Raw genomic sequence first — 19,685 nt, 5'->3', positions numbered from 1 at the left:
CCTAATCTAAGCCTGATAAGCCGCCAGCAAATGGAACCAATCTTATGAAGTTATTAAGTAAACTGTTGTTAGCCCTGAGTATCACCTTATATCCGGCTTTATTCATGCCGGTACAGGCTTTTACGCCTGATACAGGGGAACAAACGGCTTTTGCTGAAAAATGGCAAAGTTACCGGCACAAGGGCAATACACTTGTGCTGCACTCGCCCCGGGGACAGATTGTTATTGAATATATTACCGATAACAGTGTTTATATCCATTATCAGGCCAATGGCGTCAAGCAGTTGCCCGGTTATTTACTTGATGAGAAAAGGCTGGATGAAAACTTACAGCTTGATAAGCAAAGTATAACGACGTCAGTCACTGAAAAAACAGATGCGCTGAGCTTTAGCAGTACCACCTCTTCGGTAGTGATCCGACACTCACCTTTTAAACTTGCCTTTTATCATCAGGGGCAGCTGAAACTTGAGGAGGAGCTGGGTTATATCGCCGGTAAAAACAGCCAGGGCTTTCGTTTTAAGTTAGCGGCGGATGAAAAGCTTTTTGCTGGCGGGCAAAGGGTACTGGGCATGGACAGGCGAGGTTTTAAACTGCCTTTGTATAACAAGGCCCATTATGGTTATGAAGATAATTCCAAGCAGATGTATTTTGGCCTGCCCGGTTTGATGTCCAGCAATAAATATATGCTGATGTTCGATAACAGTGCCAAAGGTTCGCTTGATCTGGGGGCCAGTGAACAGGATATCCTGGAATTTAGCGCCGGTGGCGGCAGAACGGCCTACCTGGTGACTATGGCGGATGATTATCCTGACTTGCTTGATCATTATACCTCTGCCAGCGGCAAGCAGCCTATGCCGCCTATGTGGGCGCTGGGCAGTATGGCATCGCGTTTTGGCTACCGCAGCGAAGCTCAGGCCAGGGAAGTGGTGGCCGAATATCAAAAACAAAAAATGCCGCTTGATGCCATTATTTTTGATCTTTATTGGTTTGGTCCGGATATCAAAGGGCATATGGGTAACCTCGACTGGGACAGAAAAACCTTCCCCCAGGGCGAGCAGATGGTAAAGGACTTTGCCGATATGGGCATCAAGAGCATCCTGATCAGTGAGCCTTTTGTTTTAACCAGCTCCGGCAACTGGCAGGCAGGAAATGATGCAAGGGCTTTTGCCATGGACGCCCAGGGGCAGGCAAAAACTTTTGATTTTTATTTCGGCAATACCTCGCTGGTAGATGTTTTCTCTGAAACAGGGCAAAAATGGTTCTGGCCTTTTTATCAAAAACAGCTGGACTGGGGCATAGCAGGTTTTTGGGGGGATTTGGGCGAGCCGGAAGTGCATCCCGCGGATGCCGTACATAGCTTAAGTGAGTCGGGACAAAGCGCGCTGGCGGATGAAGTGCATAATGTTTACGGTCATCAATGGGCAAAAAACCTGTATCAGGGCTTTAACCGGGCGAAACCAAAGCAACGTCCTTTTATCATGATGCGCTCGGGTTTTGCCGGCAGTCAGCGCTACGGCATGATCCCCTGGACCGGGGATGTCAGCCGCAGCTGGGCGGCATTAGCGTCCCAGGTGGAGTTATCGCTGCAAATGGGCTTATTGGGCCTGGGCTATACCCATTCTGACTTAGGCGGCTTTGTTGCTGCAGAAACCTTTGATGCCGAGCTTTACGTACGTTGGCTGCAATTTGGCGCCTTTTCGCCGGTATTTCGCCCCCATGCTGACGACAGTGTCTTGCCTGAGCCTGTGTTTCACGGCGAAGAAGTGGCGGCTCGGGTGAAAGAAGCTTTAAGCTGGCGTTATCAACTCCTGCCTTATAACTATACCCTGGCCTGGGAAAATCATAGTAAGGGCACGCCGTTGATGCGCCCGGTATTTTTTGAGGATGACACCTTAGCCGGTGATGCTTTATTGGATACTAAGGCTTATTTCTGGGGGCCGAACCTGCTGGTGTTGCCGGTTACCGCTCCCGGGGTGACAGCGCTTGACTATCAGCTACCTGCCGGTAACTGGTTTGATTATTTTACCGATCAACCCTACTCAATGGGTAAAGAGGGCGGTAAGTCAAAGATCCCCGTCAACCAGGAGACGATTCCGGTATTGGTGAAAGGGGGCGCGATTATTCCCCATGCTCCGGATATGCTAAATACCCGGGAGTATTCCGGCGATGAACTGATTATCCATTATTGGTTTGATGCCGGTGTCGGCGAGTCGCGTTTTCGGCTTTATCAGGATGACGGGCAAACGTTGGGATATCAGCAAGGAGAATTTACCAAGATCGACTTTATCGCTAAAGCATCGGAGCAGAAACTCAGCTTTAATATCGCCCTGGCCGAACTCGCCAAAAAACAGCTGCCGGGTAAGCAACTGAGCCTGGTGGTGCATAATGCCCCGCATTTCAAAGCGGTATACCTGGAAGGCAAGCGTCTCAATAGCAGTTATGATCAAAGCAGCAAGCAGCTGAAGTTGTCATTGGCTTTTGACGGTAAGCCGCTGGCACTGACCTTTAATTAGACGATTCTTTTATCGGTACAGCGCCTTAAAGGCGTCGATGGCTCGGGGCAGGAAGGCCGTTATTTCAGGAAGCTTACTATTGGCCGGGCGATAACTGGCATATAAGGTTTTAAACAGGCCGGTTTTGCCCAGTGGCAATCTTTTTAACAACGCAGGCGTGGCCAGGCTGGTGACCAGCCAGTCGGGCAATACCGCCACGCCCATATCTGCCGCCGCCATTTGCAACATCATATGGCTGTTGTCCACCTGCTTTATCTTGTCCGGGGTGACCGCATGCGGGCTTAGAAACAGGTTAAAAATATCCAGGCGTTGTGTTTTCACCGGATACGTCAGCAGGTTAATGTCCTGAAAATCCTGCGGCAATAAAAACTTCTTCTGCGCCAGCGGGTGCTGATTTGCCACGACGGCAACCAGTTCAAACTGGCCTATTTCCCTTAACTCCAGGTCGCTTTTTTCATTTAACTCATCGGTAAACAGAATATCTGCCTGTTGATGCTCTTCTAGAAACAAAGGGTCGGTAAAGCTGAACCTTAACCCCGGGTTTTGCTCAGTTAATGCCTGGGTTACCGGTAATAACCATTGAAAACAGGCGTGGCAGGCAAAAGCCAGGGTTAATGTTTTTTCAGCGCTGTTCTGGCCTTTCAGGGCTGAAATTGTGTTTTCCACTTCCGGCAATACCTTGTGGGCCAGTTCAAGCAAAAGCTGGCCCGGGCGGGTAAATTGCACCGGGGAGGTATTGCGGATGAAAATTTTATCGCCGAGTTTAAACTCCAGCTCTTTCAGCTGATGGGATAAGGCCGACTGGCTTAAAAAAAGTTTTTCCGCCGTTTTACGAATCGTACCGCTGGCATTAAGGGCCGCTATGGTTTTTAAATGTTTAAGCTCGAACATGATGAAGTTTCTTCATACCCCGCTGAATATTTTGCGCTTGTTTGTCTTCCGTTATTAGATAAGTATATCCGTATAAACATCTAGACGTCCATGTAAATATTTGGAGACAATATGCAAATTCATAACTTAGGTTTTCCCCGCATTGGTGCAAAGCGGGAATTGAAATTTTGCCTGGAAAGGTACTGGCGCGGTGAAAGCTCGCAAGAAACCTTGCTGGCAGAGTGCCGGAATATTCGCAAAACAAATTGGCAAACCCAGCTGGATGAGGGCATTGAATATTTGCCGGTGGGAGATTTTGCCCATTACGATCATGTTCTTAATACTTCTTTACTGCTGGGCATAGTGCCGGAGCGTTTTCGCCACAGCAGCGATGACAATGAGTTGGATCTGGAATTTCGTATCGCCCGCGGTCAGGCCCCCTCCGGCTGCCAGTGTGCGGCAAGTGATATGACCAAGTGGTTTAATACCAACTATCACTATATCGTGCCTGAGCTTAGTGCCGGGTTGGACATTAAGGTGAATGCGTCTCGCTTGCTGGCGCAAATAGCTGAAGCACAACAGTTTAGCGACAAGGTGAAGCCTGTATTGCTGGGGCCGGTGAGTTATTTGTATTTAAGTGTTGCCAAGGACGTAGAAAAGCTATCCCTGCTGCCGCAGTTGCTCAAGGGGTATCAGCAGATTTTGACTCAATTGGCACATGCCGGTGTCAGCTGGTTGCAAATTGATGAGCCGGTATTGGGACTGGAATTAAGTCAGGAGTGGCAGCAGGCGTTTACAACCAGTTATCAGCAGCTGGATAAAGGAGCAGTAAAGTTACTGTTAACCACCTATTTTGCTTCCATTGATCATCATCTTAAGCTGATTAAGACACTGCCTGTTGATGGTATTCACCTGGATACTGTGGCCGAGCAAACGGATGTGATGAATGTTATTGATACTTTACCTGACTCCTGGGTGATTTCATTAGGGGTGATCAACGGCCGCAATGTCTGGAAAACCGATCTGGTCTCTGTCTATCAAACCTTGCTGCCGCTGTATCGCCATCTGGGTGAACGCTTGTGGCTGGCCCCTTCGTGCTCTTTGCTGCACTCCCCGGTTGATTTGGCACAGGAGCAAAAGCTGGATGCGGAATTTAGCTCCTGGCTGGCCTTTGCCCGGCAAAAATGCAGTGAGCTGGCGTTATTAAAGTCTGCCCTGATTAATGAAAACAGCGATGCCATTACCCTGTATTCTGCCCCGGCGATAGCGCGCAGGGTATCTGAACGCATTCATAACCAGACGGTGCAGCAACGCATCGGCCTGTTGAAGCCGGAAGACTTTCATCGCAAGCAAGCTTTTAGCGAGCGTAAAGCGATACAGCAAAGAGAGCTTAACTTGCCCCTGTTGCCGACAACCACCATAGGCTCTTTCCCGCAGACCGGGAAAATCCGGGAAATCAGGGCCAAATGGCGCCGTGGTGAGATCAGCGATCAGCAATATCAGGAATATATCCGCGGGGAAATCGCCGATGTTATCAGTAAACAGGAAGCCATAGGTTTAGATGTGCTGGTACATGGTGAGGTCGAACGCAATGATATGGTGGAGTATTTCGGTGAACTACTCGAAGGGGTGGTTTTTACCCAGTTCGCCTGGGTGCAAAGTTACGGCTCACGCTGCGTAAAACCGCCGATCATTTTCGGCGATATCAGCCGTAAGCAGGCAATGACTCTGGAATGGATCAATTATGCCCAGTCGCTGACGGACAAACCGGTGAAGGCCATGCTAACCGGCCCCGTGACTATCCTCGCCTGGTCTTTTGTCCGCGATGACCTGCCGCGGCAACAGGTGGCGGAGCAAATCGCATTGGCGATAGGAGATGAAGTGGCAGAGTTGGTGGCAAACGGCACACAAATCATTCAAATCGATGAGCCGGCGATCCGTGAAGGCATGCCGGTGAAACAGAGTTTATGGCAGGAGTATCTTGATTGGGCCACCGCCGCTTTCAGGTTATCGGCGGCAACGGCTCCGTCGGCGACCCAGATCCACAGCCATATGTGTTATTCCGAGTTTAATGACATTCTTGAGGCGATTATTGCACTTGATGCCGATGTATTAACGGTAGAGACTTCCCGCTCGAATATGGCGCTGCTGGATGCCTTTGAGCAGCAGGCGTATCCTAATGACTTAGGCCCCGGAGTTTATGATATTCACAGCCCTAATGTACCGGATGTCGACTGGATGGTGAATTTATTGGACAAAGCACTGGATTATGTACCGGCACAGCGTTTATGGGTCAACCCTGACTGCGGTCTGAAAACCCGTGGCTGGCAGGAAACCAAGGCGGCATTGGAGAATATGGTGCTGGCGGCAAAAGCCCTCAGGGCGAAATTGCAGGATAAAGTGGCTTCATAGTGCTTTGCGCCTGACTACCCAGCCTCGCCGGATACATACATCCATGTATTACCCGGCTCCAGGCTGTTCCCAGCCCCGCCGGATACATACATCCATGTATTACCCGGCTCCAGGCTGTTCCAAGCCCCGCCGGATACATACATCCATGTATTACCCGGCTCCAGGCTGTTCCCAGCCCCGCCGGATACATACATCCATGTATTACCCGGCTCCAGGCTGTTCCCAGCCCCGCCGGATACATACATCCATGTATTAAAAAGCCCTGCTTTAGCAGGGCTTTTTAGGTTTTGATAATTGATTTGGCCTGATTACTTATCGAAGCTGAACTCGATAAAGGCTTTACCGTGAGGGGAGTTTAACGGAATAATCACCACAGGGCCTTCGGCTTTGTGGTGTATGGTGTGGTTATTTCCGGAAACTACCATGGGGGTTGCCATATCAAATTCGATCCCCTTTTCACTTAACATGCGCTTGGCGCCGCCGGTGACCATGTTAGTGATTTCACCCACCAAATCGGTGATTTCTTCGTTGATCTCATCAGGTCCTTCCCCGACCATGTTTTTCATGGTGGCTATGGCTAATGGGCCTTCAAAGGTAATGGATAATGAGCCTTTAGCCTGGTCACTGACCATGCCGATTAATCCCGAGACATCACCCATGGCTACTTCATCTTTCTTCAGCTTAGGCTTCTCCGGGGACAGCTCCATTTGTGCCATGGTGGACATTACATTGAGCATTGAAGCTAAAAAAGGATTAATAAACTCTACATTCATGAAGTTTTCCGGACCTTGATTGTTTCTTAGTAGATTGATTTTGCATGCTTATCGGGCAAATGTAAATCCATCTGGGTTAGTTATTAGACTCAATTTTAGCAATTTTCCTTAATTGAGTAAAAGTTAAGCTACCTTTGATATCATTATCTTGATAATTCAAGGTATTTATCTGCTCAGGGTAAGTATCGACGAGTAATGTATTTTTTACCACTAAACCCGATAAAAAGTTTTTTGCCGGTCCTTCCTGATAAACAAAGACTTTTCCGCGCACAACTTCCAGCCCTACCCAGCTCAGGGGCAAAGCCCGCTGAGCTTCCATCACAGAAAAGTTTTGTTCGAACAATTGCCGGATCAGACCCTGGTAGTTTTTATGCTCAGGGGAAAAATGTGTTTGCTGCTGCTCGGCAATGGCATTTTCAATATCATGGGCAGTAAATTGATGGATTATTTCGATATGCTTGCTGCTCGGGTTTACCGACAAGTCGGTGATACCGAAGAAAAAGTTATGGGCGGCAGCAGGTGCTGCCCCCCAATAGGCCGAGAAAACCAGGCAAAGTAATAATGACTTAAGCATATAGGCGCTTATCGTGCTTTTTTGTCTGTAGAAGCTTCATCTTCTGATTTACCTGCTGAAGGCTCTTTACCTGCTGAAGGCTCTTCATCCGCTGATTTTAGCGCTTCATTATAATCACGCATCATATCTGCTTTCTTCTTCTTATACAGGTCGAAGCGGGATTTGATTGGTCTGGCCGGCCAGTAGTTGTTATTGACATTTACATCGGCGGTTTCCCAGTTAGGATCAACGGCAATGGCGGTGATTTCCTTGTCGGTGATCAGCATTTTCGAGGTCTTCTTCGGGTTTTTCCGCCAGATTTCTGCCGGCAGGGTTAACCGCTCCTTGCTGCCGTCGTGATAGCTGAGTTCAAGGATAATCGGCATCACCAAGCCGCCTATATTGCGAAAATCCAGGATATAAAAGTTGCTGTCATTTACCAGCAGATCTTTTTGCCATTGTTCCAGGTCTTTTTGCGCCTTGTTGTATTTATTACGGTCGGCATTGGTGGCGGTAAATTTATCATGCTCATTGTAGAAGTCTAACAACTCAGGTTTGTCTTGGGTGCGTAACCACTGGCCTTTGTTGCGTAAGTTGCTGATAAACTCCGGACTTTCATTATCCAGCGCACGTTCCCAGGCTTCTTCGGTATCCGGGTTCTGGCTGTTGGGGCGGTATAAGTGAATGTCTTCCAGGGCAATGTCGACATGATCTGTGGTGTAGAACCAGCCATGCCAGAACCAGTCTAAGTCGGTACCGGAAGCATCTTCCATGGTGCGGAAGAAGTCTGCCGGGGTCGGACGTTTAAACTTCCAGCGCAGGGCATATTCTTTAAAAGCAAAATCAAACAGTTCCCGGCCGAGAACAGTTTCACGCAGGATATTCAGGGCTGCCGCCGGTTTGCCGTAGGCATTGTTGCCAAACTGCATAATAGACTCGGAGTTGGTCATGATAGGCACCTGGTTGCTGCTTTTCATATAGCTGGTGATATCATTGGCATGGCCGCGGCGGGACGGGTAGTTTTCTTCCCAGGATTGCTCGGCGATAAATTGCAAAAAGGTATTTAAGCCTTCATCCATCCAGGTCCACTGGCGTTCGTCGGAATTGACTATCATAGGGAAGTAGTTGTGGCCTACTTCGTGGATGATCACGCCGATCAAACCGTATTTGGTCTTGCGGGAATAGGTTTTTTCACCGGTTTCTTCATTCAGGGTCGGGCGCGGGCCGTTGAAGGTGATCATCGGGTATTCCATGCCGCCCACCGGGCCGTTCACGGAAATCGATACCGGGTAGGGGTAGTCGAAGGTGTACTTATTGTACTGCTCCATGGTATGGATAATGGCTTCGGTGGAGTAGCGCTCCCATAACGGGTTACCTTCATTAGGGTAATAGGACATGGCCATGGTATCTGTGTTGCCGGCTTTATAACCCTGGGCGTCCCAGATAAATTTACGGCTTGATGCCCAGGCAAAGTCACGGACATTTTTCGCCTTAAACCGCCAGGTTTTCGTTGTTGTCGCGCGGGATTTTTCGTTGGCCAGGGCTTCTTCCGGAGTGATTACCAGCACAGGTTTCTTGGCATTTTTAGCCTTTTTCAGACGTTTTTGCTGGGCTTTGGTCAGGACTTTTTTCGGATTTTGCAATACCCCGGTGGCGGCAACGATGTGATCCGCCGGTACGGTAATGTCGACTTCATAATCGCCAAATTCCAGGGTAAATTCACCGCGGCCGAGGAATTGCTTGTTTTGCCAGCCCATCACATCGTAGTAGGCTACGGCGCGCGGGAACCATTGGGCGAGTTCATACAGATAGTTGTCATCTTTTTCAAAATACTCATAACCTGAGCGTCCGCCGAGCACTTTTTGCTCATGCAGCTGGTAATTCCAGTCGATATTGACTTCAACGCTATCACCGGATTTTAGTGCCTTGGGTAGGTCTATCCGCATCATAGTGCCGTTGATCACATAATGCAGTGGCTTGTCGTTGCTGTCGGTGACTTTCGTGATTTGATAACCGCCGTCGAATTTCGGCGTTTCCACCATAGTACGGAACTTTTTATAGGTGATCTTTTTACTGGCGGGGGCGCTTTCACTCATTTTATAGCCTGAGCCAGGCTTCATCCTGTTTTGATCTAATTGCAGCCACAGGTAGCGCAGGCTGTCGGGAGAATTATTCTGGTAGTCTAAGGTTTCACTTCCGGTGAGGCGCTGGGTTTTATCATCCAATGAAATGTCGATGTCGTAATTGACTTGTTGCTGCCAGTATTGGTGGCCGGGGGCGCCTGAGGCGGTACGGTAGCTGTTGGGAGTCGGTAAAATTTCTTCTAATTGACGAAACTTGTCATCAAAAGCTAATTTTCCTGCGGTAACATTGCCGCTCACGGCAAGGCATAAGCAGACAAAAGTTGTGCGCATTGAGTATTTCATGGATGTCCTGGTTAACGTGGTGGATGATTATTTATAACGCCATATTCTTTTGATATGGTCTGGTGGCTGACACGCCTTATTAACTCATAAAAATAGTTTATAAATAGTTAAATTATGCTCTCTTAATTACATGCCTGGCAGGTGCCGTGGGCCTCGACGATTTGGTGGCTGATATTGAAACCGCTGGCGTCCGCCATAGAGCGTAATGCCAGGTCAAAATTGTTTGACTGAATTTCTTCCACATGGCCGCATTCATCGCAGATCAGCAGTTGTACCGGGTGGTTGCATTCGCTGAAATGGTGGCACATCACAAAGGCATTAATAGATTCTATTTTATGGACAAACCCCTGCTTGCTGAGGAAGTCCAGCGCCCGGTAGATGGTGGCGGGTTTGGCTGCCGGATCTATGGCTTTCAGTTCCTCCAGCAATTCATAGGCGCCGACGGCACCGTCATGTTCGGCAAGCAGCAAAAAGACTTGTTCGCGAATTTTTGTCAACCGGGCGCCCCGTTGCTGGCACACTTGTTGAGCTTGTAGTAGTAGTCCCTGAATAGCCATATCGTTATCGTTTGAGAGTTTGCCTCAGTTTATCATATGAGTGCGCTGCTGCAAAATAGCGCTGGCTATAAACTGGTCTGAGCTGGTTTTGGCAGAGCTGTTACTGCCGAAGGGTTATTGCGCTTGGGGGGTATTTAGAAATACCTGGTTGAAATAGCGGGTAAACTCGCTTTGATTGCTTTTTGCCACTCCTTGCGATTGCATCTGGTAAAAGGCCTGGGTGGGGATACGCTTTTTTAGTGATAAATTAAAATCATTAATCAGTTGCGCGGTTTTCGCCGATTTTGCACACATCATGTGCCCTAAAAGATAACTGTCGGCTCCTTTGATAGCGTAGCTGTATATTTTTTCCTTGCTGATTTGCGGCCAGTAAAAGTCAACCTCGGAAGGGTACTCTATCAGGAGTTCAAAGCGGCCGTTATTGAGTTGTTTTAAGGCGGTTTTAGCATCTACCGGGGTCGGGTAGCGTTGCGCCGGGTCGATCAGGTTGAGCTGCTGATCTAAGCGTTCGCCATAACTCCTGCCGCTGATCTTCGCCAGTCTGAGTTGCTTTTCTCCCGGCTCTTGCTTGGCAAAGAGTTGCGGCAAATGAATGGTTTCCTTGTCGCTAAGCGGGATTTTGCTGTAAAGGTGCAGGCCTAAATAAAGGGAGAAAGGCTGGCTAAAGGCAAAGTGCGCCTGTCGTTGCCGGGTTTTGATCATATCGATAAAACAAACATTTTCTTTTTGCTTATATTGATAGATTTTTGAAAAGTCATGCATGACCTTGTAGGTAAAGTGGTAATTGTCCAGCGAGTCCAGCGTCAGGTTGAGGATACGGTTCAGGCTGGGTTCCAGGATTAACTGTTCTATATTTGGCTCTTTTAAGACATTGACTTCATCGGTGTAAATAATGATTTCATTTTTATCTGGATTAAAATCGGCAAGTCCGGTGCGCTGATAATCATCTGAAAATAATTTTTCCAGCTCTCCCGACGTCCTTAATTGCGCCATTTTTTGATCGAACTGTAATGCCAGTTTTTTACCATGCCGGTTACGCTGAAAGGCGATATAAATGCGGCGTGACGGCAATACTTCAAAGGAGGAAAGCTGGCCCTGATATTGATCCGGCAGGTTATAGCTATAGTCGATAAAGGTATCAATGCGTTGATTGGCCAGCATTTTAAAACCCAGCTTGATATCGTCGATCAGGTAGGTATTTTTAGATGGCGGCAGGTAGCGGTTAAAGGCATAACCCCTGAGCCAGGAAGTGGTCAGTTGTTTAAAGTCGTTTAAGTGGTTGATGGTGAGCAACTTGGGGTTGTAAAAGGCCATGATCGGGTATTCGGTATCCAGATACCAGTTGGGGAACAGCGCGCGTGCTAAGTCTTCTTTATAGACCCCGATAATGATATCCAGCTTGTTTTGTTCGAATTTCTTCAGGGCGCGGTTAAAGCTGTCGACTTTAAAGTTCAAGCGGTCGTCGGGATAAATTTTTTTTAACAATTCAAAATAGATGCCGCTGCCGTCGTTATGGGTATATCCCTGCCATTCATCGGCGCCGATAGAAATTTGTTCGGCGTAGCCGGGGACGCTTGCCAGCATAAAGAACAACAATGCGGTGATTAGCTTCAAATGATCTGACCTGTGTTAACAAAATTTATATATACTCTTTACCGATGCGCTTAATTTCTTATCGGTCTAGCTCATACGTTATATCTAACTGTCGGCGAGAGTCAATTAATCAGGAAAGAATTCACGGGAGCGGGAATAGGGGAATTGACCGGGATTATCTCATTCGTGCTGAATTTCTGGGGGGGTTACCGGGATAATTGTTATATAGTATTGTTTGCAAGGTATCCTGGTGCCAATCAAACCGGTGACATCATTTGTGGCTCTTATCCCGTAAGTAACCCTAGCTGTCATCATTTTTATTTAGTTCTTGTGTGGGGGCTCTGTTAAAGGCCTTATTATCTGTTGGTTAGGGTGTTGTCCTGACGGAAAATGAGTGGGCCCGTTTTCATGAAAAGTTATTCAAACAAATCTGGCTTTAAAAGCTGACGGGCTTAGACCAATGACTTTACTGAAAACTTTACGAAAACTATTGACGTCATCATAGCCGATGTTCAGGGATATTTGCTCAAAGCTCTGTGTGCTCGATTCTAAGAGTTCGCATGCCTTTTGTACTCTAACTCTTTGAATATATTGTATAGGTTTTATTGTTGTTGCCTGGGTAAACTGGCGCAGGAAAGTGCGTTCACTCATACAGGCCAAAGCAGCCAACATAGCAATATTCAAGGCTTGGTTATAATGTGCCTGTATATAGTGCTGGACTTGTAATATCTGTTGATTGCCGTGGCTGAGTTTGGGGGTAAAGCTGTCGTAATAGCGCTGTTCTCTTTTGCCTGTATCCACAATAAGGTATTTGCCAAGCGTACGCATGATATGTGGCCGGGTGAATTGTGCGACTATTTCCAGCCCCAGATCGACCCACGACATCAAACCACCGGCACTGATTATATCTCCATCATTAATGAGCAGGCTTTCTATCTTAAGGGAGACTTTGGGGTATTGCTTATTGAATTTATCTGCCAACTGCCAATGTGTGGTCGCTGCCCGGTGATCTAAAAGCTTTGTTTGAGCAAGTATAAAGGTGCCTGCACAGGCTGAACATAAGATTGCCCCGCTTTGATGGGCGTTGTTGAGAAATGTTAATAATCCGGTTTCGGGGGCACGGTAATAATCACCGTCTAAGTTGGGAGGAAGAATAACGATATCGCTTTGTTCGACAGCTCCCAATTCTTTTTCTGGGCAGGCTACGGTTATTGCAAACCGGGTATCCAGCTGGCTTTCCGCAATTATCCGGTTAGCGATTAAAAAAAGTTCTTTTAACCCCTGTACTGCACTTTGCAGTGCATTAGGATAGTCGATAATAACGACATGAACATTTTTTGTCATTTTTGAACTGGTTTATGGCAGTTACGCCATAGGTGTGATTGATATGTGTTTTGCATAATAGTGCCAACAACACATTGAAACAATACACGAGAGATGATTATGTCAAATACAGCTTTATTATTAATTGATTTTCAAAATGACTATTATGCAAGTTACCCTGGCGCTAAATGGGCGTTATCGGCGACTGAAGCCGCTGCAGCGAATGCCGCTGCTCTGCTGGCTGAGTTTCGTAAGCAGGCGTTGCCGGTTATTCATGTCCGCCATGAATTTCCTTCACATGATGCGCCTTTCTTTTTGCCTGAATCCGAGGGAGCAAAAATTCATACCAGTGTAGCCCCGGCTAAAGGTGAGCCGGTTATTTTGAAGCATCAAATAAACAGTTTTCGCGATACTGAATTAAAAAGCCTCTTGCAGCGCCTTAATGTCGAAAGACTGGTTATTGTTGGTGCAATGAGCCATATGTGCATAGATGCTGTGACCCGTGCTGCTGTCGATTTTGGTTATGAATGCCATGTTGCCCACAATGCTTGCGCAACGCTGGATCTGGAATTTAACGGGGTAGTCGTACCTGCTCATCATGTCCATCATGCGTTTATGGCGGCATTAAGTTTCGGTTATTGTAATGTTGACAGTTCCGAAAATTTGCTGAGTTTAGTCCGGTAGGAGAGTTGTCTTAAGGGTTGATGCCGGTAAATAGCCTTAATCAGCCCGGATGAATAGTTTTTGGATTATCAATCAGGAACTATATTATGAGCCGAATGACAACATTTGCATTTGAAGCAAAACCCGGGCAATCAGAAGCGCTTTTATCTTTTTTTAAAAAAATTCTACCGGGAACCAGAAGTTTTTCAGGGAATAACGGCGCCGAGCTTTCATGCTTATCTGAAAGTGAATTTATGATCATAACCTATTGGCAGCAAGAGCAAAATTTAGAACTTTATCTGAGCTGGAGAGAGAAGAAGGGAGATTTTGCCATCCTGCTGAGCTTTCTTAATCAAGCTCCTGAAATAGTCACTTATGAGGTGCTTGAAGGTATCTAGTCTCATACAGTGGTGTCGCTGTAAGTGATAATAGTGCTACATTGGGTCAAGGCCATTTTACTCTAGCCCGGAGCGGAGGACTTATGCTTGAAAAAGAAAATTGCGGTCTGATCCTGGTGGATATACAGGGCAGTTTAGCCGGGACGGTGCAACATAGTGAGCTATTTCTTGCTAATACCAAAAAATTGCTTCAATGCAGTAAATTGCTGGCGATGCCGGTTATATGGCTAGAGCAAAATCCCAAAGGCTTAGGTGCAACTGTTCCGGAAATAGTTGAATTGATGAAGGGAGCGGATGCAATTGAGAAGTTTCATTTTAATGCTATGTTTGAACCACAGATCAATAAGGCGATTAAAGCCACGGGAAGGCAGGAGTGGCTGGTTGCCGGCATTGAAGCCCATATTTGTGTTTATCAAAGTGTTTTAGGTTTGTTAAACGAAGGGTTTAAAGTTGATGTGGTTTCGGATTGTATTTCCTCTCGTTTACAATCAAATATAGATTTAGCGTTAATAAAGATGAGGGATAGTGGCGCCCGTTTAACCAGCTTAGAAATGTGTATTTTTGAATTGATGAAAACTTCTAAAATTGAAAACTTTCGCAAGATTCTTTCGATCATAAAGTAAGTGATAGGCAGCAATAGTTTGTTTAATCATAGATTATTATTTTTTTGTTCAGCACTTTATAATCCCGTATAATTTAGCCAACTTTCAGCTGTTACTTCCAATGCCTGAACTCGCTTTAAATTTAAAGGTTTTTTGTTAACTATATGATTTCTCATAAACTATCCGTGGCTCCCATGCTCGACTGGACCGATCGTCATTGTCGTTATTTTTACCGGACTATGTCAAAAAAGACTGTTTTATATACAGAAATGGTGACAACAGGGGCAATTTTATTTGGCAAAGGGGAGTATTTGGCATTTAATGATGAGGAACATCCACTGGTGTTGCAGTTGGGAGGCAGTGATCCGCTTGCCATGACCGAGTGCGCAAAAATTGCCGAGCAGCGTGGTTATGATGAAATCAATATTAATGTCGGCTGCCCTTCGGATCGGGTCCAAAACGGCCGTTTTGGTGCCTGTTTGATGGCGGAGCCGTCCCTGGTGGCCCAGTGTGTTGAGCAAATGCAAGCGGCGGTGAATATTCCGATCACGGTAAAATCCCGTATCGGTATTGACGACCAGGACAGTTACGAGTTTTTGCATCAGTTTATCAGCGAAGTTTCGCAAGCAGGTTGCCAGCATTTTATTATTCATGCGCGAAAAGCCTGGTTAAGCGGCCTGAGTCCGAAGCAAAACCGCGAAATACCGCCACTGGATTATCAGCGGGTTTATCAGATTAAACAGGACTTTGCTGATCTGGAAATCTCCATTAATGGCGGGATTAAATCTTTGGCGGAAGCGAATGAGCATTTAGGCCATCTCGACGGTGTTATGATCGGCCGGGAAATCTACCAGACCCCTTATTTGCTGGCACAGGCAGATCAAAGCCTGTGGCAAAGCACTTCTCCTGTGATCACCCGGGCGCAGGTGATCGATGAAATGGCCGATTATATTGACCGTTATGTTAGCGACGGCGGCAGGGCCTGGCATGTGCTCAGGCATATGTTGGGGCTGTGCAACGGTTTTGCCGGCGCCAGGCTGTTTCGTCGTCATTTAAGCGAGAGCTCAAGTAAATCGGGAGCTGACAGTCAAGTGTTGCGGGATGCTTTCGCCCAAGTGTCTTTTGATTAAAGCAGCATTAATTTATTTGGCTCTGTCTGTGGCTGAAAATATTTTTTATGGTTGAGATTTCCCGTTTTCGGGAAATCTGATCCCTAATTCGGGATCTCATTTCTTCTACCCTTCTTACTGTTTTATAACCTCATTGTTATTTAATCATTATTTTTACCAATTAATGGTTTTTTTCACTAATTTTCAGCTGTTCAATGGCTTTCCTTGTTAGTTCTTTTTCTAGCTTAATTTGCTATCAAAACTAAATTTCATTAAAAATCATGGCTTTATGATTTTTTTCATTTGCTGGCACAACCTTTGTAATAGTTATGTCGACTTAATAATTAATACCGAATGAAAGGGAGCTGATTTGGCTACCTTTTTTAATAACAGACTTGTGGAGAATAGTGATGAAATCTTTAGTTACCGTAGTGATGACCGGCTTGTTTTTAACCTCTTTATCCGTACAAGCCAATGAAGAAGTATCAGTAAAGCAGGCAGTTGAAAATATGATGCAGCAAAATGCCGTGCAGTTAAACAAACAAATGCAGCAGGAAAATCGCCAGGCGATCAAGAAAAACCTGTTATCGGTGCAAGAGCTAAGCAAAGCGAATGAATTACTGGTACAGACTGGTTATTTCAGCGGTGCTAAAAACAATGTCCAGGTTAACGCAAAATAAGTGGGGTTGTGGTTATGATCAGTTTGAGCATGTTATTTATTTTGATGATGCTGCCCGGGGTTGGTTTGCTAGCCGTGTCATTAATCGTCGCTTATTTTGAAGGTAAGCAAACGAGTTTGCTCAACGATGAATCGTCTATGATAACCGGCTGTGATTAAACGGATGGTGGTGGCTGTCCGTTTTATCTCTATTTTTTCTTTGCTGCCTAAACCATAGGTTACTCCCTTTATTGCATATCTTTTCGGCCTTGGCTGCTGATTTAGTGGTTGAAACCGGCCATTTTTAAAATTAAGCTAGTTTAATTCTTGTTCTATAAATGCTAGCTATGTCAATTACTTTTAAGCATATCATTGCCCCCGAACAGCTTTTATCAAGCCTGGAAGCTCCAAATCTAATTATTCTCGATGCCAGTATTCCTCCCGTGGGAAATACTGCCGCTCCGGTACGACAGTGGCCGCAATATGCCATCGCCAATGCCCGCCGTTTTGATTTGGAAGGGGTCTTCTGTGATCAGCAAAGTGATTTACCCCATACCATGGTCTCAGCCGAAGCCTTTACCCGCGAGGCGAGAAAGCTGGGGATAAATCAGGACAGCCAGATTGTGGTTTATGATGATCTGGGGATTTTTTCCAGTGCCCGGGCCTGGTGGATGTTTAAAGCCATGGGCTTTGATAATCTGGCGGTATTAGACGGGGGCTTACCCTTGTGGTGTCAAAAGCAATTCCCGCAGGCACCGGCTAAAACGCGGGAGGTGGCACAAGGGAACTTTATTGCTAACCCCAGGGCCGGGTATTTTTGTGATTATCACAAGGTGAGCCAGGTATTGACGGAATCTGATGTTGCCGTGATGGATGCCAGGGGAGCGCCCCGCTTTTATGGCAAGGCAGCTGAGCCCAGAGCCGGTGTCCGCAGCGGCCATATGCCGGGGGCGGTAAACTTACCTTATAGCGAGCTGCTCAGTGACGGGCAATTTAAAGCAAAAGATGAATTGCAGCAGATGTTTCGGGCATTAACCGGGGATAAAAATAGCCTGGTAATGACGTGTGGCTCCGGCATCACCGCCTGTATCCTGGCGCTTGCCGCCGATTATTGCGGCTATCGGGATGTCAGTGTTTATGACGGCTCCTGGAGTGAATGGGGACAAAAACTGAATTTACCCGCTAGTTGCGATTAAGATTGAACGCTGCAACAGGCCCGTATGTTATTGCGGGCTTTTTCTGATCTTTACCCTGAGTTACCTTTAAAGAAAACGCTCATTTATCCTGCCTCTTTTGTTGGTCAATTTCACACCTTCAGTGGTTAAAATCACTATATTTTAGTTTGACATAATATGTCCTTGTTTGGGCGGTCAATCTTTGTTTTATTATTTGTCCTTATTTATCAACTGTTTATTTTTTATTTCTAACTTGGCATGTGGATTGTAATAGATAGTTCAAAGCTTATGTGATTAAGCACTTTTATCAGGTTATTTAAAGGCTATAAGGATCTCGGTTATGAATAAACGAATGAATAAAAAACTGGTATTAGCGGGCATTTTAGTAACGGCTTTAGCGACTAACGCCAGTGCCCAGCAGGTGTCGGTTGAAACGACGGTAAGCCAGTTTGTTGTTGCCCAGGGGCAGCAGATGGTAACTGAGCTGACACAGCAGTTGAGCCATTCTATCAGCCAGGAGATCCGCGAGTTTAAAGCCGAAAGCGCCCTGTTGCTTTCCGGTGAAGCGATTAAAGCGACAGCGGATAAAAAGCAAAACAGCCAAGAACATAAAAATTATTTACAAGAGTAGGAGAGTGCCATTATGGGTATGTTTTCAAGATTTGCCGATATCATCAACGCCAATATCAACAGCATGTTAGATAAAGCCGAACATCCGGAAAAAATGATCAAGCTGATCATTCAGGAAATGGAAGAAACTCTGGTTGAGGTACGGGCAGCGGCGGCAAAACATATTGCCGAGAAGAAAACGTTATTACGGCAAAAGCGCACCATAGAGACCAGCATTTGCCATTGGCAGGAGAAAGCCGAACTGGCGATCAGTAAAGATCGGGAAGATTTGGCCCGGTCAGCGCTGGCAGAAAAAAACAAAAACAAAGAGCAGGCGCAGCTTATTCAGGAAGAGCTGGATACGTTGGAAGAATATTTAAGCAAGGTACAGGAAGACAGTCAGCGCTTGCAGGATAAGTTAACCGAAGCCAAACGTCGCCAGCAGGCTTATGTGGTGCGTGAACAAAGCGTCCAGGCCAGATTGAAAGTGCGTCAGCAGGCGGCGGTGGTCAATATTGATGAAGCGATAGCTAAATTTGAGCGTTACCAGCAAAAAATTGACCGGGTCGAGGCGGAAGTTGAGGCTTATGATCTGATGGAAAACAAAGATCTCAATAGCCAATTCCGTGAGTTGGAAAATGACGACAACATAGAGCAGGAGCTGGCGCAACTGAAAAAGCAGGTGGCCAACGGTTAGTTATTAACCCGGCTCCGGTCGCCAACCTTGGTTGGCAATGATTTTATGAACAAGCAATCCGGTAGGCCTTCAATGATGAAATCTTCCTGAAGGTGCCGGAAAGGGGAGTAGAGATGCAATACGAGAGAAGTTATTCAGTTAAAAAAACACTGAGCAAAGATGTTCACCATAAAAAACTATCCGGAGTCTGCGCCGGCCTGGCCAAATATTATCAGTTGCCCAGGTTAGTGGTAAGGATGGCAGCAATTGTAGCACTGATCACCTTTCCGGTAGCAACCGGCGTGGCTTACCTGGTATCAGCCCTGCTGATGTCGGACAGGTAATAACAACCGTAAAAGCTGCGGTCGAAGAACTAAAGAAGGAGGTTTTATGTCATTTATGAAGTCGTTATTGCTGGCCATTATCGCCACATTATTTTTAACCTATGTGTTTGGCGCCGGTGTTATCGATTGGTTTAACGTAGATGTTTATATGGACAATGAGTTACTTGAGCCGGTTCAGGCGGTAAGTTTTGCTGCCCTGTTTGTGGTGGTACTGGTGATAGCGGCGTTAGCCATAGTATTGAGTGTCTTTGGTTCGATTATTTTTATTATCTTGTTGATTTTTGGCGGTGGGCTGATGTTGATGCTGGGCATGTTCTGGCCGATTATTTTGATTGCCTGTGCCATTTGGCTGGTGAGTCGCGGTGGCCGCCAACCTGCCTATTAAGGAGAGGTTTTTACTTTTTTATCGTGAAGAAAAAAGCCGGATAACT

General features: G+C 46.4%; 20 protein-coding genes. 13 read left to right on the top strand and 7 right to left on the bottom strand.

Features of this window, described 5'->3' with window-relative positions; genetic code table 11:
• The first annotated feature begins 44 nt into the window (after window positions 1-44).
• On the top strand, window positions 45-2,513 hold the full coding sequence (locus tag SG35_RS24295) for a TIM-barrel domain-containing protein (protein WP_053043468.1): 2,469 nt from the start codon (window positions 45-47) through the stop codon (window positions 2,511-2,513).
• 9 nt (window positions 2,514-2,522) lie between these two features.
• Here SG35_RS24295 and SG35_RS24290 read toward each other — a convergent pair whose 3' ends face one another.
• Window positions 2,523-3,404 (bottom strand): LysR substrate-binding domain-containing protein, encoded by an 882-nt coding sequence (locus tag SG35_RS24290; RefSeq protein WP_044836136.1) that lies wholly within the window; start codon window positions 3,402-3,404, stop codon window positions 2,523-2,525.
• A 111-nt stretch (window positions 3,405-3,515) separates the two neighbouring features.
• Between SG35_RS24290 and metE the strand changes: the two genes are divergently transcribed.
• Window positions 3,516-5,795, top strand: coding sequence for a 5-methyltetrahydropteroyltriglutamate--homocysteine S-methyltransferase (gene metE / locus SG35_RS24285; RefSeq protein WP_044836137.1), 2,280 nt, complete (start codon window positions 3,516-3,518; stop codon window positions 5,793-5,795).
• Window positions 5,796-6,103: 308 nt separating this feature from the next.
• Here the strand turns inward: metE and SG35_RS24280 are convergent, their stop codons facing one another.
• From SG35_RS24280 to SG35_RS24255, 6 genes are all read right to left on the bottom strand, one after another.
• Window positions 6,104-6,568: a chemotaxis protein CheX gene (locus tag SG35_RS24280; RefSeq protein WP_044831364.1), complete on the bottom strand. Its 465-nt coding sequence runs from the start codon at window positions 6,566-6,568 to the stop codon at window positions 6,104-6,106.
• Between the two features lie 76 nt (window positions 6,569-6,644).
• The gene (locus SG35_RS24275) at window positions 6,645-7,142 is read right to left on the bottom strand and encodes a DUF6702 family protein (protein ID WP_044831363.1); all 498 of its coding nucleotides are present in this window, start codon (window positions 7,140-7,142) and stop codon (window positions 6,645-6,647) included.
• 8 nt (window positions 7,143-7,150) lie between these two features.
• Window positions 7,151-9,547, bottom strand: a complete 2,397-nt coding sequence (locus tag SG35_RS24270; protein WP_044831362.1) for a M1 family metallopeptidase — start codon at window positions 9,545-9,547, stop codon at window positions 7,151-7,153.
• Between the two features lie 122 nt (window positions 9,548-9,669).
• A complete protein-coding gene (zur, locus tag SG35_RS24265) occupies window positions 9,670-10,104 on the bottom strand; it encodes a zinc uptake transcriptional repressor Zur (RefSeq protein WP_044831361.1) in 435 nt (144 codons plus the stop codon).
• A gap of 114 nt (window positions 10,105-10,218) precedes the next feature.
• Window positions 10,219-11,718: a substrate-binding periplasmic protein gene (locus SG35_RS24260; RefSeq protein WP_152646505.1), complete on the bottom strand. Its 1,500-nt coding sequence runs from the start codon at window positions 11,716-11,718 to the stop codon at window positions 10,219-10,221.
• A gap of 399 nt (window positions 11,719-12,117) precedes the next feature.
• The gene (locus SG35_RS24255; RefSeq protein WP_044831359.1) at window positions 12,118-13,041 is read right to left on the bottom strand and encodes a GlxA family transcriptional regulator; all 924 of its coding nucleotides are present in this window, start codon (window positions 13,039-13,041) and stop codon (window positions 12,118-12,120) included.
• A gap of 99 nt (window positions 13,042-13,140) precedes the next feature.
• Here SG35_RS24255 and SG35_RS24250 point away from each other — a divergent pair, with 99 nt between their 5' ends.
• The 11 genes from SG35_RS24250 to SG35_RS24200 all read left to right on the top strand — a co-directional run bounded on the left by SG35_RS24250 (window position 13,141) and on the right by SG35_RS24200 (window position 19,639).
• A complete protein-coding gene (locus SG35_RS24250) occupies window positions 13,141-13,704 on the top strand; it encodes a cysteine hydrolase family protein (RefSeq protein ID WP_044831377.1) in 564 nt (187 codons plus the stop codon).
• Between the two features lie 86 nt (window positions 13,705-13,790).
• A complete protein-coding gene (locus SG35_RS24245; protein WP_201777758.1) occupies window positions 13,791-14,081 on the top strand; it encodes a putative quinol monooxygenase in 291 nt (96 codons plus the stop codon).
• Between the two features lie 83 nt (window positions 14,082-14,164).
• Window positions 14,165-14,704: a hydrolase gene (locus tag SG35_RS24240; RefSeq protein ID WP_044831358.1), complete on the top strand. Its 540-nt coding sequence runs from the start codon at window positions 14,165-14,167 to the stop codon at window positions 14,702-14,704.
• 143 nt (window positions 14,705-14,847) lie between these two features.
• Window positions 14,848-15,813, top strand: a complete 966-nt coding sequence (gene dusA, locus SG35_RS24235; RefSeq protein WP_152646504.1) for a tRNA dihydrouridine(20/20a) synthase DusA — start codon at window positions 14,848-14,850, stop codon at window positions 15,811-15,813.
• 389 nt (window positions 15,814-16,202) lie between these two features.
• Window positions 16,203-16,472: a hypothetical protein gene (locus SG35_RS24230; RefSeq protein WP_044831357.1), complete on the top strand. Its 270-nt coding sequence runs from the start codon at window positions 16,203-16,205 to the stop codon at window positions 16,470-16,472.
• 14 nt (window positions 16,473-16,486) lie between these two features.
• Entirely contained in the window at window positions 16,487-16,630 is a 144-nt protein-coding gene (locus tag SG35_RS24225; protein ID WP_160298238.1) for a hypothetical protein, read from the top strand.
• Between the two features lie 167 nt (window positions 16,631-16,797).
• Window positions 16,798-17,646: a sulfurtransferase gene (locus SG35_RS24220; RefSeq protein ID WP_053042838.1), complete on the top strand. Its 849-nt coding sequence runs from the start codon at window positions 16,798-16,800 to the stop codon at window positions 17,644-17,646.
• A gap of 319 nt (window positions 17,647-17,965) precedes the next feature.
• On the top strand, window positions 17,966-18,256 hold the full coding sequence (locus tag SG35_RS24215; protein ID WP_152646503.1) for a hypothetical protein: 291 nt from the start codon (window positions 17,966-17,968) through the stop codon (window positions 18,254-18,256).
• A gap of 12 nt (window positions 18,257-18,268) precedes the next feature.
• The gene (pspA, locus tag SG35_RS24210; RefSeq protein ID WP_044831355.1) at window positions 18,269-18,931 is read left to right on the top strand and encodes a phage shock protein PspA; all 663 of its coding nucleotides are present in this window, start codon (window positions 18,269-18,271) and stop codon (window positions 18,929-18,931) included.
• 113 nt (window positions 18,932-19,044) lie between these two features.
• The gene (locus SG35_RS24205; protein WP_044831354.1) at window positions 19,045-19,254 is read left to right on the top strand and encodes a PspC domain-containing protein; all 210 of its coding nucleotides are present in this window, start codon (window positions 19,045-19,047) and stop codon (window positions 19,252-19,254) included.
• 46 nt (window positions 19,255-19,300) lie between these two features.
• A complete protein-coding gene (locus SG35_RS24200; RefSeq protein ID WP_044831353.1) occupies window positions 19,301-19,639 on the top strand; it encodes a hypothetical protein in 339 nt (112 codons plus the stop codon).
• Window positions 19,640-19,685: the final 46 nt, after the last annotated feature.

Origin of the sequence: Thalassomonas actiniarum (assembly GCF_000948975.2) — a bacterium.
Classification (GTDB): domain Bacteria; phylum Pseudomonadota; class Gammaproteobacteria; order Enterobacterales; family Alteromonadaceae; genus Thalassomonas; species Thalassomonas actiniarum.
This window is presented reverse-complemented; position numbering and strand designations above follow the sequence as displayed.

Bases quoted from the DNA above. Each gene is read 5' to 3' on its own strand.
- SG35_RS24295 (WP_053043468.1), top strand. From the start codon at position 45: ATGAAGTTATTAAGTAAACTGTTGTTAGCCCTGAGTATCACCTTATAT.
- SG35_RS24290 (WP_044836136.1), bottom strand. From the start codon at position 3,404: ATGTTCGAGCTTAAACATTTAAAAACCATAGCGGCCCTTAATGCCAGC.
- metE (WP_044836137.1), top strand. From the start codon at position 3,516: ATGCAAATTCATAACTTAGGTTTTCCCCGCATTGGTGCAAAGCGGGAA.
- SG35_RS24280 (WP_044831364.1), bottom strand. From the start codon at position 6,568: ATGAATGTAGAGTTTATTAATCCTTTTTTAGCTTCAATGCTCAATGTA.
- SG35_RS24275 (WP_044831363.1), bottom strand. From the start codon at position 7,142: ATGCTTAAGTCATTATTACTTTGCCTGGTTTTCTCGGCCTATTGGGGG.
- SG35_RS24270 (WP_044831362.1), bottom strand. From the start codon at position 9,547: ATGAAATACTCAATGCGCACAACTTTTGTCTGCTTATGCCTTGCCGTG.
- zur (WP_044831361.1), bottom strand. From the start codon at position 10,104: ATGGCTATTCAGGGACTACTACTACAAGCTCAACAAGTGTGCCAGCAA.
- SG35_RS24255 (WP_044831359.1), bottom strand. From the start codon at position 13,041: ATGACAAAAAATGTTCATGTCGTTATTATCGACTATCCTAATGCACTG.
- SG35_RS24250 (WP_044831377.1), top strand. From the start codon at position 13,141: ATGTCAAATACAGCTTTATTATTAATTGATTTTCAAAATGACTATTAT.
- SG35_RS24245 (WP_201777758.1), top strand. From the start codon at position 13,791: ATGAGCCGAATGACAACATTTGCATTTGAAGCAAAACCCGGGCAATCA.
- SG35_RS24240 (WP_044831358.1), top strand. From the start codon at position 14,165: ATGCTTGAAAAAGAAAATTGCGGTCTGATCCTGGTGGATATACAGGGC.
- dusA (WP_152646504.1), top strand. From the start codon at position 14,848: ATGATTTCTCATAAACTATCCGTGGCTCCCATGCTCGACTGGACCGAT.
- SG35_RS24230 (WP_044831357.1), top strand. From the start codon at position 16,203: ATGAAATCTTTAGTTACCGTAGTGATGACCGGCTTGTTTTTAACCTCT.
- SG35_RS24225 (WP_160298238.1), top strand. From the start codon at position 16,487: ATGATCAGTTTGAGCATGTTATTTATTTTGATGATGCTGCCCGGGGTT.
- SG35_RS24220 (WP_053042838.1), top strand. From the start codon at position 16,798: ATGTCAATTACTTTTAAGCATATCATTGCCCCCGAACAGCTTTTATCA.
- SG35_RS24215 (WP_152646503.1), top strand. From the start codon at position 17,966: ATGAATAAACGAATGAATAAAAAACTGGTATTAGCGGGCATTTTAGTA.
- pspA (WP_044831355.1), top strand. From the start codon at position 18,269: ATGGGTATGTTTTCAAGATTTGCCGATATCATCAACGCCAATATCAAC.
- SG35_RS24205 (WP_044831354.1), top strand. From the start codon at position 19,045: ATGCAATACGAGAGAAGTTATTCAGTTAAAAAAACACTGAGCAAAGAT.
- SG35_RS24200 (WP_044831353.1), top strand. From the start codon at position 19,301: ATGTCATTTATGAAGTCGTTATTGCTGGCCATTATCGCCACATTATTT.